The sequence below is a fragment of the Rhodopseudomonas sp. BAL398 genome (genome assembly GCF_033001325.1).
Lineage (GTDB): Bacteria > Pseudomonadota > Alphaproteobacteria > Rhizobiales > Xanthobacteraceae > JARJEH01.
The window spans coordinates 4833876-4849103 of the sequence record NZ_CP133111.1 but is presented as its reverse complement, the minus strand read 5'-3'; the positions used below and the strand labels follow the sequence as shown (position 1 = coordinate 4849103).

General features: G+C 64.4%; 13 protein-coding genes. All 13 read right to left on the bottom strand.

The window, feature by feature from the left end; translation table 11 throughout:
• Positions 1 to 1557, bottom strand: coding sequence for a formate dehydrogenase beta subunit (locus RBJ75_RS22835; RefSeq protein WP_044413280.1), 1557 nt, complete (start codon positions 1555 to 1557; stop codon positions 1 to 3).
• Complete coding sequence (locus tag RBJ75_RS22830; RefSeq protein ID WP_044413277.1) at positions 1554 to 2024, bottom strand: formate dehydrogenase subunit gamma; 471 nt, start codon at positions 2022 to 2024, stop codon at positions 1554 to 1556. The genes RBJ75_RS22835 and RBJ75_RS22830 overlap by 4 nt, the downstream gene beginning before the upstream one ends.
• A gap of 135 nt (positions 2025 to 2159) precedes the next feature.
• Positions 2160 to 3053, bottom strand: a complete 894-nt coding sequence (locus RBJ75_RS22825) for a LysR family transcriptional regulator (protein ID WP_044413275.1) — start codon at positions 3051 to 3053, stop codon at positions 2160 to 2162.
• A 141-nt stretch (positions 3054 to 3194) separates the two neighbouring features.
• Positions 3195 to 4928 carry a hypothetical protein gene (locus tag RBJ75_RS22820; RefSeq protein ID WP_044413273.1) on the bottom strand — a complete coding sequence of 578 codons (1734 nt, stop codon included), beginning with the start codon at positions 4926 to 4928 and terminating at the stop codon, positions 3195 to 3197.
• A gap of 2 nt (positions 4929 to 4930) precedes the next feature.
• Positions 4931 to 6025: a chemotaxis response regulator protein-glutamate methylesterase gene (locus RBJ75_RS22815; RefSeq protein WP_044413270.1), complete on the bottom strand. Its 1095-nt coding sequence runs from the start codon at positions 6023 to 6025 to the stop codon at positions 4931 to 4933.
• An 18-nt stretch (positions 6026 to 6043) separates the two neighbouring features.
• Entirely contained in the window at positions 6044 to 6895 is an 852-nt protein-coding gene (locus RBJ75_RS22810) for a CheR family methyltransferase (protein ID WP_044413267.1), read from the bottom strand.
• A gap of 4 nt (positions 6896 to 6899) precedes the next feature.
• Entirely contained in the window at positions 6900 to 7385 is a 486-nt protein-coding gene (locus tag RBJ75_RS22805) for a chemotaxis protein CheW (RefSeq protein WP_044413264.1), read from the bottom strand.
• Positions 7386 to 7448: 63 nt separating this feature from the next.
• Positions 7449 to 9524: a methyl-accepting chemotaxis protein gene (locus RBJ75_RS22800; protein ID WP_317528537.1), complete on the bottom strand. Its 2076-nt coding sequence runs from the start codon at positions 9522 to 9524 to the stop codon at positions 7449 to 7451.
• A 180-nt stretch (positions 9525 to 9704) separates the two neighbouring features.
• On the bottom strand, positions 9705 to 11900 hold the full coding sequence (locus RBJ75_RS22795) for a methyl-accepting chemotaxis protein (RefSeq protein ID WP_276156503.1): 2196 nt from the start codon (positions 11898 to 11900) through the stop codon (positions 9705 to 9707).
• A gap of 33 nt (positions 11901 to 11933) precedes the next feature.
• Positions 11934 to 12410 (bottom strand): chemotaxis protein CheW, encoded by a 477-nt coding sequence (locus tag RBJ75_RS22790; protein ID WP_152647909.1) that lies wholly within the window; start codon positions 12408 to 12410, stop codon positions 11934 to 11936.
• Positions 12411 to 14468, bottom strand: a complete 2058-nt coding sequence (locus RBJ75_RS22785; RefSeq protein ID WP_044418574.1) for a chemotaxis protein CheA — start codon at positions 14466 to 14468, stop codon at positions 12411 to 12413.
• Complete coding sequence (locus RBJ75_RS22780; protein ID WP_044418575.1) at positions 14465 to 14830, bottom strand: response regulator; 366 nt, start codon at positions 14828 to 14830, stop codon at positions 14465 to 14467. Before RBJ75_RS22780 ends, RBJ75_RS22785 begins: the two co-directional genes overlap by 4 nt.
• Positions 14830 to 15150: a lipid asymmetry maintenance protein MlaB gene (locus tag RBJ75_RS22775; protein ID WP_276156504.1), complete on the bottom strand. Its 321-nt coding sequence runs from the start codon at positions 15148 to 15150 to the stop codon at positions 14830 to 14832. The genes RBJ75_RS22780 and RBJ75_RS22775 overlap by 1 nt, the downstream gene beginning before the upstream one ends.
• Positions 15151 to 15228: the final 78 nt, after the last annotated feature.

Genomic DNA, 15228 nt, shown 5'->3' with positions numbered 1-15228 from the left:
CTATTCGGCGGCCTGCAGCCGTGTCGGCGTCAGGCCGAAATCCTCAGGAAAATGTTGCAGCGCGCTCAGCACCGGAAACGGCACAAAGCCACCGAGCGCGCAGAGCGAGCCGAATTTCATGGTCTGGCAGAGGTCTTCCAGCACGGCGATGTTCGCGACGGAGCGATCGCCATTGATGATCTTGTCGATGGTCTCGAGCCCGCGCACCGAGCCGATCCGGCATGGGGTGCACTTGCCGCAGGATTCGATGGCGCAGAACTCCATCGCGAAGCGCGCCTGCTTGGCCATGTCGACGCTGTCGTCGAACACCACGATGCCGCCATGGCCGACCATGCCGCTGCGCGCTGCGAAGGCTTCATAGTCATAGGGGGTATCGAACAAAGCGCGCGGGAAATAGGCGCCGAGCGGGCCGCCGACCTGCACCGCCCGCACCGGGCGTCCGCTCAGCGTGCCGCCGCCGATCTCGTCGACCAGTTCGCCAAGCGTGATGCCGAAGGCGACCTCGAACAACCCGCCATGCTTGATGTTGCCGGCGAGCTGGATCGGCTTGGTGCCGCGCGAGCGGCCCATGCCGCAATCCGCATAGGCCTGGGCGCCGCCGGCCAGGATGAACGGCACCGCCGCGAAGGACAATACATTGTTGATCACGGTCGGCTTGCCGAACAGGCCCTTATGCGCCGGCAGCGGCGGCTTGGCGCGGACCACGCCGCGCTTGCCCTCGAGGCTTTCCAGCATCGCGGTTTCCTCGCCGCAGATATAAGCGCCGGCGCCGACCCGAACCTCGACGTCGAAACTGTCGTCGGAGCGGCAGATATTGGCGCCCAAATAGCCGGTGCGCCGCGCCGCGGCGATCGCCGCCTCCATCGCCTCGATGGCGTGCGGATATTCGGAGCGGATGTAGATGTAACCCTTGGTGGCGCCGACCGCGATGCCCGCGATGGTCATGCCTTCCAGCACCATGAAGGGATCGCCTTCCATGATCATGCGGTCGGCAAAGGTGCCGCTATCGCCCTCGTCGGCGTTGCAGCAGATATATTTCTGGCCACGCCCGGCATTGGCGACGGTCTGCCATTTGATCCCGGTGGGGAAGCCGGCGCCGCCGCGGCCGCGCAGGCCGGATTTGACGATGTCGTCGATGATGTCCTTGGAGCTCATCGCCAGCGCGCGCTCAAGCCCCTTATAGCCGCCATGGGCGCGGTAATCGTCGCTGGAGCGCGGATCGATCACGCCGCAACGCCCAAAGGTCAGCCGTGTCTGTCGCTTCAGCCAGGGGATCTCCTCGGTGAGGCCAAGCCGCAGGGGATGCGGTCCGTCGGCGAGGATGGCGTCAAGCACCGAGCCGAGATCGTCGGTTGTCATCGGCCCATAGGCGATGCGGCCGACATCGGTGGCGACTTCCAGCATCGGTTCCAGCCAATACAGCCCGCGCGAGCCGGTGCGGACCAGATCGAGCGCTAGGCCGCGCTGCTGCGCGAGATCGGCCAAGCCTTGCGCGACATCGTCGGCGCCGACCGCGACCGCGCCGGCATCGCGCGGAATAAAGATCCGGAGCGTCATCGCTGCGCCTCCGTCAACAGAGCATCGAGCCGTGCGGCGTCGAGCCGGCCGACCACGCGACCATCGATCATGGCGGCCGGCGCCGTTGCGCACAGGCCGAGGCAATAGATCGGCTCCAGGGTAACGCCGCCATCAGGCGTCGTGTTCCCGATCGCAACCCCGAGCCTGTCCTCGGCGCGCGCGGCGAGCGCATCACCGCCGGCCGATTGGCAGGCCTCGGCGCGACACAGCTTCAGCACATGACGGCCGGCCGGCTGCTTCCGGAAGTCGTGATAGAAGGTGAACACGCCATGGACTTCGGCGCGGGAGTGGTTGAGCGCCTCGGCGATCATCGGAATCGCCGGCTCCGGCACATAGCCGAATGCCTCCTGCAGCGCGTGCAGAATGACCAGTGTGGCTCCTTCCTTGCCTGCATGCGTGGCGATGATCTCAGCCGCGCGGGCGGTCTCCCAGGTTTCCTCTTGCATCTGCACTCTTTGGTCGTGGTGATTTACCTGACAATCAAAAGCAGAATCATTCCAAAGATCAATAAAGCAAACCAATGCTGCGATACGGAATAGACAACGACCGCTCATGTTGCGATGCAAACGTCGTTGCAGCGCCTACGACTCCAGCGTCGGCGCCACTTCCCGCGCGGTCTGCACCAGCGCGGCGATCAGCGGCGTCAGCGGCTCGCGCGGTGGCACCACCAAGCCGATCCGGAACGACACCACCGGATCGACGATCGGAATGGTCCGCACCGCGTCGCCAAGCCCCAGTGTTTCGGCGAGCTTGCCGGGCATCACACTGGCCCAGCGCCCAGTCTTCACGTGGGTGTAGAGCACGATGATCGAATTCGAGGTCAAGGTCGGCATCTCCTCAGCGCCCGCCGCCTTCAGCGCGCGGTCGATGATGCGGCGGTTCTGCATGTCGGGGGTCAGCAGGCACAGCGGAACCTGGCCGACCTCGCGCCAACTCACTTGGTCGCGATCGCCGAACAGGCCCTCCGGCGAGGTCACCAGCCGGTAGCTTTCCTGATATAGCGGAATGGTCCGCACCTTCCCGAGCGGCTCGTTCTCGATATAGGTCAGTCCGGCGTCGACCTCGAGATTTTCCAACAGCCCGAGCACCGCCGACGAGGTGCAGGACACGATCCGGAACCGGACATCCGGATGCCGTGCCCGAAAGGGCGTGGTCAGCGAGGCCACCATGCCGAGCACGGTTGGAATCGCGGCGATCCGAATTTCGCCCGATAGCCCCTGCTTCAGAGCGTTGATCTCCTGACGCATCGCCCGGACGTCGCCGACGATTCGGCGCGCCCAGTCCAGCGTCCGCTCCCCCTCCGGCGTGAAGCCCTGGAACCGCGAGCCGCGCTGCACCAGCATCACGCCGAGGATTTCCTCGAGCTGCTTAATGCTTGTCGACATCGTCGGCTGGGTCACGCCGCAGACCTCGGCGGCGCGGCCGAAATGGCGCTCCTTGGCCAACGCCAGAAGCAGTTCGAGCTTGTCAATCAAAAACGGCCTCGATCGCGTTCATGAGGGAGCGGACGAGTCTTCTCCGATCGAGACCGATTAGCAAGGCGTCAATTGCCAACCAGGGCGGCCGAGGGGATCGGTGCGGTCAGACCACGGATCAAACCGGAGCACGACGCAGGTTCAGAAGAACAGCGCGTCTTCGCTCTCGTCGGATACCGCCGCGGGCGCCACCGCGGTGTGCGGCAGGCCGAGCCGGCCGGAGCATTTCAGATGCACGTCGCGTTCGGCATCCATCGTATATTGCAGGTACAGCTCGTCGAATAGTCCACCAATCGCCAGCGCTTGATCGGGCGCCAGCGTTTTGATCGTCGCGTCGCGTCGCTCGAGGTCGGTGGCGATACCGGGAAGGTTCGCAAGCTTGTCGCCCAGCGTCGCCATCATCGTCCTGGCGCTCAGCATCAGGGATTCGAATTCTGCGCTTTCGCGTGTCAGGTGATCCATCATCTGGACGAGTCGGCCGTTGCCGAGCTCGATCTCCCGCATCGCCAGCATGATCTGGCTTTCGAGGTCGGCCACCCGAGTCGCCCCATCGTCGCTCCGCATGTTCTTGAGTTGGTCCGCCGCCTGGCCGATCTGGTCGAGCACGGGATCGAGCCGTTTCGCCGTTTCCGAAATCTGGTCGGCAGAGAGTTTCAGCTCATTGGCGATCACCACGAAGGCGCGGGCTTTGCCACCGAGATGGCCGGCCTTGAGCCCGGCATTCATGCCGATCAGCGTGATGTCGATCACGGTTTCGTCCAGCTCCGCGATCGCCGCCCGGAACTTGCCGAGCATGGTTTCGAGCACCGCGAGCGAGTCGTCGACCGATTGCTTGGCTTGGGCACTGGCGGAGATCAGCACCGTGGCGCGCGCCAGCCTTTGCTTCATCACCTCGAAAAACGAATTCGCATCGGCGCCTTCGCCGCCGTAAAGCGAATGACCCTGTCCGACAATGCTGGTCGAACTGGCGGCGAGTCTGGTCAGCGTCTGGGAAATGCTGGCGATATCGACCGTGAACCCGGATATCGCGTCCTTCAGCTGCGCCGCCTGCAACGTCGCCAGCCGCTGCGCCGCCGTCGGATCGAGCACGACCTGGGCCGGCACGATGCTGCCGGCGGACGCGGTGATCATGCGCAGGCCGAGGCAGATATGTTCGAGCCGCTGTCGCGTGCTGTCGCCGGCCTGCAGCGAGACGATGGCGCCGCCGACCGCGCTGCCGATTCGCGAAGTGCTGGCCTTGGCGGACTCCGCAAGTTGGCCGCTCCGCACCTGACGGCCGGTGATGTCCGACGACGACAGCATCAGTTCGTCGCTCACCGACTGCAATTGATGCCGATAGTTCCGATCGAACTGCAATTGCTCGCCCTGCACTTTGGCGATCGCCGCCGACAGCTTCTCCTGATCCTTGGCGCAGGCTACGATGGAATTCTGCACCGAGGTTGCAAGATCGGAGGCCTCCCGGGTGAAGCTGACGAAGTCGGCCCGATCTCCCTCCAGCGACGCGGCCTCGATCCGCGAACTGCGCGCGATCACGCTCACCATCCCGGTATGCTTGATCAGCAGCGTCAACAGCTTCGAGGCCTGCGCGGCGCCGGTTCCGATGGTGCCGAGCAACGCGGCTTCCTGCGGCAGCATCTCCACCAGCGACCGCAACCGCGCGGCGATCTCCTGGAACGCGACCGATGCGCCCTCGATCTTCGATCCGGATAGTTCCTGCGACAGCGATTCCAGCCCGGAATTCAGGTCGCCGAAGATCGAATGGGTCCGGCCGAGATGGCCGCCGACCTGCGCGAAGGCATTCTCGATCTGGCCGCCGAGATCTTCGATCGACGCGATCGCACCGGCCGCGATGTCCGTGAGGTCGGCGCCGGCCATGATCAGTCCACCGCGATCGGGTGACGGGCATCCTGCCAAAGCATGATCTCCTTCGGAATTTGCGACAGCGACACCACCTTTTCCACGGCGCCGCAGGCGATCGCCTCCTTCGGCATGCCGAACACCACGCAACTTTCCTCGTCCTGCGCGCGAGTCGTCGCCCCGAGCTTGCGCATTTCCAACAGCCCCCTGGCGCCGTCGTCGCCCATTCCGGTCATGATGATGCCGAGGGCGTTGCGGCCGGCATATTGCGCGGCGGAGCGGAACAGCACGTCGGCCGAAGGCCGATGCCGCGACACCGGGGGGCCGTCCTTGATCGCGATCCGATAGCGCTGGCCCGTGCGCTGCAGCAGCATGTGCCGGCCGCCCGGTGCGATATAGGCGCAACCCTGCACCACGACGTCGCCGTCGGCGGCTTCCTTGACGTCGATTTCGCAAAGCCCGTTCAGACGCCTGGCGAACGCCTCGGTGAATCCGGACGGCATGTGCTGCACGATCAGGATTCCCGGCGCCCGGCGCGGCAGCACTTCCAGAACGTCGCGCAACGCTTCGGTGCCGCCGGTGGACGCCCCGATGCAGACGATCCGCTCGGTCGATACCTTGGTGCGCCCTTCGACCGGCGGCGGCATGATCGCGTCGGCCGTCAGCTTCTTTTCGATCACCGTGCGCGGCAGCCGGCGCGGGCGGATCCGCGCGCGCGCCGCACTCTTCACCGCTTCGCGCAGCCGCGCGGCGGATTCCTGCAACGCCTGTCGGGTATCGACCCGCGGCTTCGGCAGGATATCGACGGCCCCGGCCTCGAACGCCTCGAACATCACGTCCGAGCCTTCCTCGGTCAAGGTCGAGCAAATGATCACCGGGATCGGATGCTGCGCCATGATCTTGCGCAGGAAGGTGATGCCGTCCATCCGCGGCATCTCGATATCGAGAATGATCACATCCGGCACTTCGACCTGCAGCCGGCGCGCCGCCGCGAAGGCGTCGGCCGCCGCCCCCATGACTTCGATTTCGGGGTCGTCGTTGAGAATTGCGCTCAGCGTCTGACGCACCGAAGCGGAATCGTCGACGATCAGGACGCGAATCATGGGCCGCAGCATCTGACCGCCTTCCGTTGCCTAGACCTGAAAAATTGTGGGCAGGACCTGCTTCAGCCTGCCCGATTCGTTGGGGACCATCGATTCGGAATGGCCGACGATCAGGTAACCGCCCGGCCGCAAATGTTCGCACAGCCTGTCGACGACCTTGCGCTGGGTCGCCTTGTCGAAATAGATCAGCACGTTGCGGCAGAAGATGATGTCGACGTCGCGATCCACCGGATAGACCGGGTCCATCAGATTCATCCGCATGAAATTCACCGACCGACGCAGTTCGGGAACCACCCGGACCTCGCCTCGCGCAGGCACCTTCGGCGACAGCAAATAGCGCCTCGCCATCTCGCCTGGCACCGGCTCGACCATCGCGTGGGTGTAGATGCCGTCTTCGGCCACCCGCAGCACGCCCGACGAAATATCGGTGCCGAGGATGCGAAACTGGAAATTCGGTCCGGTTCGCGCCATGTCGTCGAGCACCATGGCGATGGTGTAGGCCTCCATCCCGGTCGAGGCCGCCGCGCTCCAGACCTTGATGCTACGGACGCCGCGCGACCTGTGCAGGATCTGCGGAACGGCGTAGGCGCGCATGAATTCGAAATGCGCCGGCTCGCGGAAGAAGTCGGTCTTGTTGGTGGTGACGCAGTCAATCAGGTGGACCAGTTCGATGGCGAAATGCTCGGCGTCGAACAGGTGATCGACATACGCGTTGATGTCGGAATAGCGCAACGCCCGGACCCGCTTCTGCAGCCGGCCTTCAAGCATCATGCGTTTCGACGACGGCAGCCGAATGCCCACCTCCCGCTCGATCAGTTCGGCGATCGAGCGAAAGTGCCGGTCGCTCAGATGGGTGATCAGATCCGGCGCAGCGGTCGGCATGATATCAAGCCGCCGCGAACGCCGCGACCGGCTCGCGATCCGCCAGCGTCTCGGTCGCCGCCATCAGCTTTTCCAGATCGAACAGGATCACGAAGCCGTCGCCCTTGCGGCCGATTCCGGCGAGATAATCCGAACGCCAGCGTCCGCCGACCGAGGGCGGCGGCTCGATCTGGCTCTCGTCGATCCCGGTGACCTCGAACACGCAATCGGCGACAAAGCCGACGCCGACCGACCGACCGTTCATGGGGACGTCGAGAATGATGATGCGGGTGGCCTCGGTCGCCGGCACGCTCGGCAGGTCCAGCTTGGTGCGCAGGTCGACAATCGGATAGCTTGAGCCGCGGACGTCGATCATGCCGAGCAGGAAGTTCGGCGCATGCGGGATCTTGGCGATCGGCCGCATGTCGAGTATCTCGCGGACGTTGCGGATGCTGATCCCGAATGTCTCGCCGTCGAGACCAAGCGTCAGATATTGCGCCGTTTCGGCCATGTTACGCTCCACCCGGTTGGTCAGATTGGGCGGCCTCGCCGAGCGGCGAGGCCGAATCGTCGATCAGCGATGAAACTCGGCGTCGCGCTCGTCGCCGGCATCCATCTCGAGCGCAAAGCCGCCGCCGCCCGCCACCTTCAGCGCGCGCGCCGGCCTGGCCTTGGCAGGAGTCCGGCCGCCGCGCGCCGCCATCTGGGCAGCCTTGGAGCGCAGTTGGGCCACCGCCTTGTCGGTGCCGGAGGTGCGCGCCGGCTCGCTTTGGCCGGCAGCATCGACCTTGAAGAAGCCGATGGTCGACTGCAATTGCTCGGCTTGCGACGCGAGCTCTTCCGCGGTCGATGACACCTGTTCGGAGGCGCTGGAATTCTGCTGGCCGACCTTGTCGAGCTGCTGAATCGCCTGGTTGATCTGAGAGGAGCCGACATCCTGCTCGCGGCAGGCGGCGGTGATCTCTTCGACCAGCTGCGCGGTCTTCTTGATGTCCGGCACCAGGCGGGACAGCATCGAACCGGCTTCCTGCGCGGCCTTCACCGTCTCGCCGGACAGCGCGCCGATTTCGGCGGCCGCGGTCTGGCTGCGCTCGGCCAGTTTCCGCACTTCGGACGCCACCACGGCAAACCCCTTGCCGTGTTCGCCGGCGCGCGCGGCTTCGACCGCCGCGTTGAGCGCCAGCAGATCGGTCTGCCGGGCGATCTCCTGCACGATGGTGATCTTGCCGGCGATGGTCTGCATCGCCTCGACGGCGCGGCTGACGGCGACCCCGCTGGCTTCCGCGTCCTGCGCCGACTGGTGCGCGATCTTCTCGGTCTGGCTGGCGTTTTCGGCGTTCTGCTTCACATTGGCGGCCATCTGCTCCATCGAGGACGAGGCCTCTTCGGACGCCGAGGCCTGTTCGGTGGCGCCCTGCGACAGCTGCTCGGCGCTGGCCGACAGTTCCTGGCTGCCGGCGGACATGTTCTGCGACGCCATCATGGTGTCGGCGACCACCGCACGGAGCCGCTCGACGGTGTTGTTGAGCGAGCGGACCATGTCGGCAACCTCGTCGTCGCCGGTCACGGTGAGCGTCCTGGTCAGGTCGCCGGTGGCGACCGCATCGGCGAGACCGACCGCGCGGTTGAGGCCGCGGCTGATGTTGAGCGCGATCCAGGTCGCGGACGCGATCGCGATCAGCACCGAGCCGATGATGATGCTGATCAGCAGCATTTTGGCGAACGCCGCCTCCTCGGTGCCCGCAGCGGCAAGCTCGGACATCCGGTCGTTGGCGAATTTGCCATAGGCTTCGAAGGCGTTCAGTGCCTCGTTGAAGGCGGCACGCCCCTCACCGCCCGTCAAAGCCAGCGCCTTGATGTTGCCGCTTTCGGCGACGATGGCGGCGATTTGAGCGGTGGCAGATCCGACGCGCTCGACCTGGGCGTTGATGGCGTCGACCGCGATGCCGAGCGGTGCGACCTGCGTCGCCGCCTGGGCTGCGCTCGCCTTCATCACGGCGAGCTGCCCGTTGACGGCCTTGATGGCGGGCTCCAGGTCTTCGATGCGCGACACTGCGAACGTGGTCGCAAGCAGTCGCGACAGCCGGGCCGCCTCGAACTTCGGCGATTGCAGCGCCAGGATGCCTTGCAGATGATCGGCGGTCGGCGACTTCTTCAGTTCAGCCATCGCGGTCTCGAGCGCCGCATTGAATTGCGCCAGGGCCGGCAATCCCACCGCATGCCACATCTCGACCGCGCGGTTGTTCGAATTCAATGCCGCCAACTTGCTGGACTGCAGCTGCAACTCATCGAAGCGCTTCAGCTTGGCGCTGGCTGTCTCGAGCATGCGCTTGCCCTGCTCGGAGGCAAGGCCGTACAGCTCGTCCTTGAGCTTGATGGTGTTTTCCTGGCGCAGGATCATGTCGCGGGTACTGTCCGCGGTATCCTTGTCGGTAGCGGCGGTGATCATTCTCATTTCGTCACGCTGCTGGAACTGGATCTGGTCCATCAAGGCCGCAGTCTTCTTCAGCCGAACCCCCTGACCGACGATCGCCTGCTGCGATGTGTCGAGCGACGTCAGCTCGCGGTAGGCGACGCCGCCGACGATGACGGACAAGATGGTCACGGCACCGAAGGCAATGGCCAGTTTTGCTTTGATGGAAAATCTCATGATCAGCCCCTGCGATAATAGTCCAAATCGGTTCAGTCGTTCACTTTGCTGGAGACGCTTCGCCGAGCGATTATCGGACCATCACTAGGCGTTTGGTTCGGCGATAGGCCGCGTTCTGCCCGGCGCGTCGCCGGTAACGTCTGCACGACCCGCTTGAGACGGGCCGTGCCGATTGAATCGTCAGCGATGGAACTCGGCGTCGCGCTCATCGCCGGCATCCATTTCGAGTGCGAAGCCGCCGCTGGCCACCTTCAGCGCCCGCGCCGGCTTGGCGGACGGTCTCTTGCCGCGGTCTGCGGCCGACATGTGCGAAGCCTTGGCGCGCAGTTGTGCCACCGCCCTGTCGGTGGCGATCGGCGGACGCCCGCCGTCCTGATGCGCCTCCTGATCGATCTTGAAGAAGCTGATGGTCGATTGCAGCTGTTCGGCCTGCGACGCCAATTCCTCGGCCGTCGACGACACTTGCTCCGACGCCGCGGAGTTCTGCTGGCCGACCTTGTCGAGCTGCTGAATCGCCTGGTTGATCTGAGAGGAGCCGACATCCTGCTCGCGGCAGGCGGCGGTGATCTCTTCGACCAGTTGCGCGGTCTTCTTGATGTCCGGCACCAGGCGGGACAGCATCGCGCCGGCTTCCTGCGCAGCCTTCACGGTTTCGCTCGACAGCGCGCCGATTTCAGCGGCCGCGGTCTGGCTGCGTTCAGCCAGTTTCCGCACTTCGGACGCTACCACGGCGAACCCCTTGCCGTGTTCGCCGGCGCGGGCGGCTTCGACCGCGGCATTGAGCGCCAGCAGGTCGGTCTGCCGGGCGATCTCCTGCACGATGGTGATCTTGCCGGCGATAGTCTGCATCGCCTCGACTGCGCGGCTGACGGCCGCGCCGCTGGCCTCGGCGTCCTGCGACGACTGGTGCGCGATCTTCTCGGTCTGGCTGGCGTTTTCGGCGTTCTGCTTCACATTGGCCGCCATCTCCTCCATCGAGGACGAGGCCTCCTCGGACGAAGAGGCCTGTTCGGTGGCACCCTGCGACAGCTGCTCGGCGCTGGCAGAGAGTTCCTGGCTGCCGGCGGACATGTTCTGCGTTGCGATCATCGTGTCGCTGACGACGGCGCGCAGCTTCTCCACCATGCGCTCCAGCGCCAGGCCGAGCGTATCCTTGTCCGACAGCGGCTTGGCGTCGACCGTCAGATCGCCGCTGGCCAGCGTATCGGCGATCTTCGCGGTTGCGTTGAGATTGATGGTCATGCTGTTCAGCGCCTTCACCAGGTCACCGATCTCGTCGTTGCTGGAGACCTCGATCGTCTGGCTGAGATCGCCGATCGCAACCGCGTTGGCCAGGCCGACAGCGCGGCCGAGGCCGCGGCTGATATTGAGCGCGATCCACAGCGCCGATCCGACTGCAATCAGCAGTGCGGCGATGATGCTGCTGATCAGCAGCAGCTTGGCGAAGGCTGCCTCTTCCGTGCCGGCAGCCGCAAGATCGGCCATTCGCTTGTTGACGAAGCCAACATAATTATCGAACGCGGACAGCGCCTCGTTGAGCGCCTTGCGGCCTTCGCCGTTGGTGATCGCGAATGCGTGCAACGTGCCGCCTTGATGCGCAGTCGCCAGGATTTTTTCGACCAGGGCGGTGTAGCGCTCGCTTTGGGTCGTGATCCCGGTGCCAGCAACCCCGACCGTCATCATCTGCGCCGAAGCCTGCGCAACAGCAATCTTAAGTCTGCCTACCTCCTGCGACGCGGTGTTGTATAGGGAGTCGAGTTCCTCGACGCTCGAGGCGGTGAAGGTGGCGAGCACGTAACGCGACAGCCGCGCGATCTCGAACTTTGCGGCCTCGATCGCCAGCAGCGCCTGCGCACCAGCGACTTTTCCGCTTGATTTTTCGACCTCGGCGAAGGCCGTATCCGCCGCGGCGTTGAGATCCGCCAGTCCGGCCAGGCCTTCCGTCTTCCAAAGTCTGTTGGCGTGATTGTTCGAGTTCAGCAGCGCGAACTTGCCGGCCTGCTGCTGCAGGTCGTTCAGGCGCTTCAGCTTTGCCGTCGCAACATCCATCAGGCGCTTGCCATCTTCGCTTGCCATGGCGAAGAGATTTTCGGCGATCTTCAGTGCCTTGTCCTGGCGCTCGATCATGTGCTTATGGTTGTCGATGGTGTCCTGGTCTGAAGTCGCCAGAAGCATGCGAAATTCGGAGCGGACCTGATACTGCATCTCGGCCAGCAACTCGCCGACCCTCTGCACGCGCGTACCCTGCTCGACAATGGCGTGCTGCGAGGCATCGAGGGTCGTCAGTTTCATATAGGCGATGCCGCCGATAATCATCGACAGCAGGATCACGGCGCCAAACGCGCCGGCGAGCTTAGCCTTGACCGTGAGTCTCATTTCTAGCCCCAATTATCCGATGCAAAGTCGGGTTCAGCTCAGGATGCGTTCCATGTTCGGGACGATGACGAACTCTTCCCGCCACTTCGCGATGAATCGGATGAATTCCGGATTCCAGCGCATTCCCACCCGAGGGGTCTGCTGGACGTCGGCGTTGGATATCTCGGTGACCTCGTAGACCCTGTCGGCGACCACGCCGACCAGCACCGGGTCGCCTTCGATCTCGATCTCGAGCACCACGACGCGGGTATCGGCGGTGTCCTCGGTTTTCGGCATGCCGAATCGCGCGCGCAGATCGGCGAGCGGAATCACATTGCCCCGAACGTTGATGACGCAGGGCAGGAACGCCGGGGCGCCCGCGACCCGTGTCGCCGGCACCGGGTCGATGATTTCCCGTACTAGCCGGGTGTCGAGGGCGAACACTTCGTCACCGATGCCCAGCATCACCACCTGGTGCAGGCCGGCCAGTGCGTGGTCGGCTGCGCCGCGCTCATTCACGATCTGTTCCATTTAGGCCGCCTCGCTGACCGAGTGGGATTCCGCCGCGCTCTGGCCGGTCACGATCAGTTGGGCGACATCCAGGATCAGCGCGGCGCTGCCATCGCCCAAGATGGTGGCGCCGGAAAACATCGTGACGCCGGAGTGCAATTTCGACAGCGACTTGATCACCGACTGATGGCTGCCGATGATCTGGTCCACGATCAGGCCGACCCGGCTTTCGCCCGAAGACGCGATGATGATCTTCTGATGCTGGTCCGGCTCGCCGACGGCGTCGAACAGCCCGCGCAGCCGCAGGAACGGCACCAGATCGCCGTGCATATTGAGGAAGTCGCGGCCGCGGACGCGCTGGTCGTCGGCCGTCATCTCGGCGCATTCTTCGACAGCCGACAGCGGGATGATGTAGCGGCCCTCGCCGACCCGGATCAGCAGGCCCTCGATGATCGCCAGCGTCAGCGGCAGTCGCAGCGTGACCGTGGTGCCTTGACCCGGCTGGGTGCCGATATCGATCGATCCGCGCATCGCCTCGATGGTGCGCTTGACCACGTCCATGCCGACGCCGCGGCCCGACAACGCGGAAATCGTCTGCGCGGTGGAGAAGCCGGGAGCGAACAGCAGCTGATAGATGTCCTGATCGGACATCGCGACGCCCGGCGCGATCAGGCCCTGCTCTTCGGCCTTGGCGCGGATCCGCGCGGTGTTGAGCCCGGCGCCGTTGTCGCGCACCGTCACCAACACCTGAGCGCCGGAATGAATCGCCGCGATCTCGATCCGGCCGATGTCCGTCTTGCCCGATGCGTTGCGGGTCTCGGTGGCCTCGATGCCATGGTCGATCGCATTGCGAATCAGATGGACCAGCGGATCGGCCAGACGCTCGATCATGGTCTTGTCGAGTTCGGTTTCCTCGCCGGTGGTGACGAAGTCCACGGGCTTGCCGAGGTCGCGGGACAGATCATGGATCAGCCGCCGGAAGCGGCCGAACAACGATCCGATCGGCACCATGCGGGCCCCCATCGTGGTGTCGCGCAGGCTGGAGGCGAGCCGTTCAATTTCCTCGGCGATGCCCTTTATGGCGATATCGTCGGTGGCAGCGGCCAATTGGCTGAGCCGCGCCTGCGCGATCACCAACTCGCCGACGCGGTCCATCAACTCGTCGAGCCGCTCGGCCTGGACGCGGACCGTCGCAATGCCTTTGTCATCATGGCGGCGTTGCTCGTCCTGCTTTTTTTCCGGCAAGGCAGCGGCGGGCTTTGCAATTTCCGGCGAGGCCGCTGGTTTGTGGTCCGGCTCAGCCGGCGGCTCAGCGTCGAGTTGCAACGTGTAGCCCGCCTGCTTGTCGCTGGGTGCCAGCGCAGCTTCATCGGCCGCGACCAGCGGGGTGCAATCGAGCTTGATTTCATCCATCACGAACATGAAGACGTCGTCGATCGCGGCGCGATCGCAATCGCTATGCAGCGTGACATCCCATTTCAGGAAGCAGTATTCCGGCTCCAATTTATCCAGCAGCGGCACGTCATCGGTCTGCGCGATGACGAAGCAGGCGCCTAGCTTGCGCAAATCGTCTAGCAAATCGAGCGGGTTCGATCCGTTGCGCAGGATATCGCCGTCAAACTCCAGATGCAGCTGCCACCCGATCCCGCCGCCCTCGGCAACGGGGCTTTCCTGGACCGCGGACGAGCCGGTCTCGACATGCTCGCCAGGACTGACAAAGTGGCGCAAATCGTCGAGGATCGCGTCGCCGATAATGCTGTCGGTCGATTCCGGCTCTTCGATCAGCGCGCGGATATAATCCTTGGCGGAAAGCGCCACCGAGATCAGATCCTGGGTCGGCTTGATTTCACCCTTGCGCACGCGGTCGAACGCGCTCTCGAATTCATGAGTGAACGCGGCGACCGCGTCGAACCCGAACATTGCACCCGAGCCCTTGATGGTATGCAGAGCGCGGAACGCGGTATCGACCAGCTCGCGGTCGTCCGGTCGCGATCCGAGGTCGAGGAGAGCGGACTCAAGCACGTCGAATAAGTCGCTGGCTTCCTGTCGGAATATTTCTGTCGGGTCCAAAGTCGTCATGATCGCACCAGCTTGCTCACCACGGCGAGCAGTTGCTCCTGCTTGAACGGCTTGGTGATCCACCCCGTGGCGCCGGCCTGCTTGGCCTCGGTCTTGACCGCGTCGCTGGACTCGGTCGTGAGGAACACGATCGGCAGCCCGACCAGTGCGGGCTCCTTGCGCAGCGCGCGTATCAATTCCAGGCCGTTCATGACCGGCATATTGAGATCAGTAATCACCAGGTCGAACTTGGTCGCCTTCGCCTTGGCAAGCCCCTGGGCGCCGTCGCTGGCCTCCACCACGTTGTGACCGGCGGGCGCGAGCACCACTTTGATCATCTGGCGGATGCTCGGAGAATCGTCGACCGTGAGGATATTGGCCATTAGCTTGCTTCGCCCTGTGGTTCGGCGGCTTCGTCGCCCATGGATTCGCTGGAAACGCCGGCGCGCTCAATCGTCGCTTGCAGCACCGGCGAGATGGCGGTCAGATTGAGACGAAAGCCCTGCTGCTGTGCAGTCTTGGCGGTCGACAGCAGCAGCTGGACCGCGGTGACGTCAGCCTTTTCGACGCCCGAGCAGTCGATCTCCAGGGCGTCCTGCGAGCCGAGCGTGGAGCAGATCAGATCATGGATGTCACGAATGCCGGCGATACTGAAGTCCGCGGGAAGACGAAGTAGTCGCAATGGATCAGAATCAATGTCCATTTTAATACAACCAGACCTTACAAGGACGCGGCGCAGGATGGATCGGCCGCCTTGGGACTTGTCGCGATGCGCATCGGT

What these genes read in the sequence shown, in the direction of transcription:
- RBJ75_RS22835 (WP_044413280.1), bottom strand. Translation starts at nt 1,557, where the DNA reads ATGACGCTCCGGATCTTTATTCCGCGCGATGCCGGCGCGGTCGCGGTC.
- RBJ75_RS22830 (WP_044413277.1), bottom strand. Translation starts at nt 2,024, where the DNA reads ATGCAAGAGGAAACCTGGGAGACCGCCCGCGCGGCTGAGATCATCGCC.
- RBJ75_RS22820 (WP_044413273.1), bottom strand. Translation starts at nt 4,928, where the DNA reads ATGGCCGGCGCCGACCTCACGGACATCGCGGCCGGTGCGATCGCGTCG.
- RBJ75_RS22815 (WP_044413270.1), bottom strand. Translation starts at nt 6,025, where the DNA reads ATGCTGCGGCCCATGATTCGCGTCCTGATCGTCGACGATTCCGCTTCG.
- RBJ75_RS22810 (WP_044413267.1), bottom strand. Translation starts at nt 6,895, where the DNA reads ATGCCGACCGCTGCGCCGGATCTGATCACCCATCTGAGCGACCGGCAC.
- RBJ75_RS22805 (WP_044413264.1), bottom strand. Translation starts at nt 7,385, where the DNA reads ATGGCCGAAACGGCGCAATATCTGACGCTTGGTCTCGACGGCGAGACA.
- RBJ75_RS22800 (WP_317528537.1), bottom strand. Translation starts at nt 9,524, where the DNA reads ATGAGATTTTCCATCAAAGCAAAACTGGCCATTGCCTTCGGTGCCGTG.
- RBJ75_RS22795 (WP_276156503.1), bottom strand. Translation starts at nt 11,900, where the DNA reads ATGAGACTCACGGTCAAGGCTAAGCTCGCCGGCGCGTTTGGCGCCGTG.
- RBJ75_RS22790 (WP_152647909.1), bottom strand. Translation starts at nt 12,410, where the DNA reads ATGGAACAGATCGTGAATGAGCGCGGCGCAGCCGACCACGCACTGGCC.
- RBJ75_RS22785 (WP_044418574.1), bottom strand. Translation starts at nt 14,468, where the DNA reads ATGACGACTTTGGACCCGACAGAAATATTCCGACAGGAAGCCAGCGAC.
- RBJ75_RS22780 (WP_044418575.1), bottom strand. Translation starts at nt 14,830, where the DNA reads ATGGCCAATATCCTCACGGTCGACGATTCTCCGAGCATCCGCCAGATG.
- RBJ75_RS22775 (WP_276156504.1), bottom strand. Translation starts at nt 15,150, where the DNA reads ATGGACATTGATTCTGATCCATTGCGACTACTTCGTCTTCCCGCGGAC.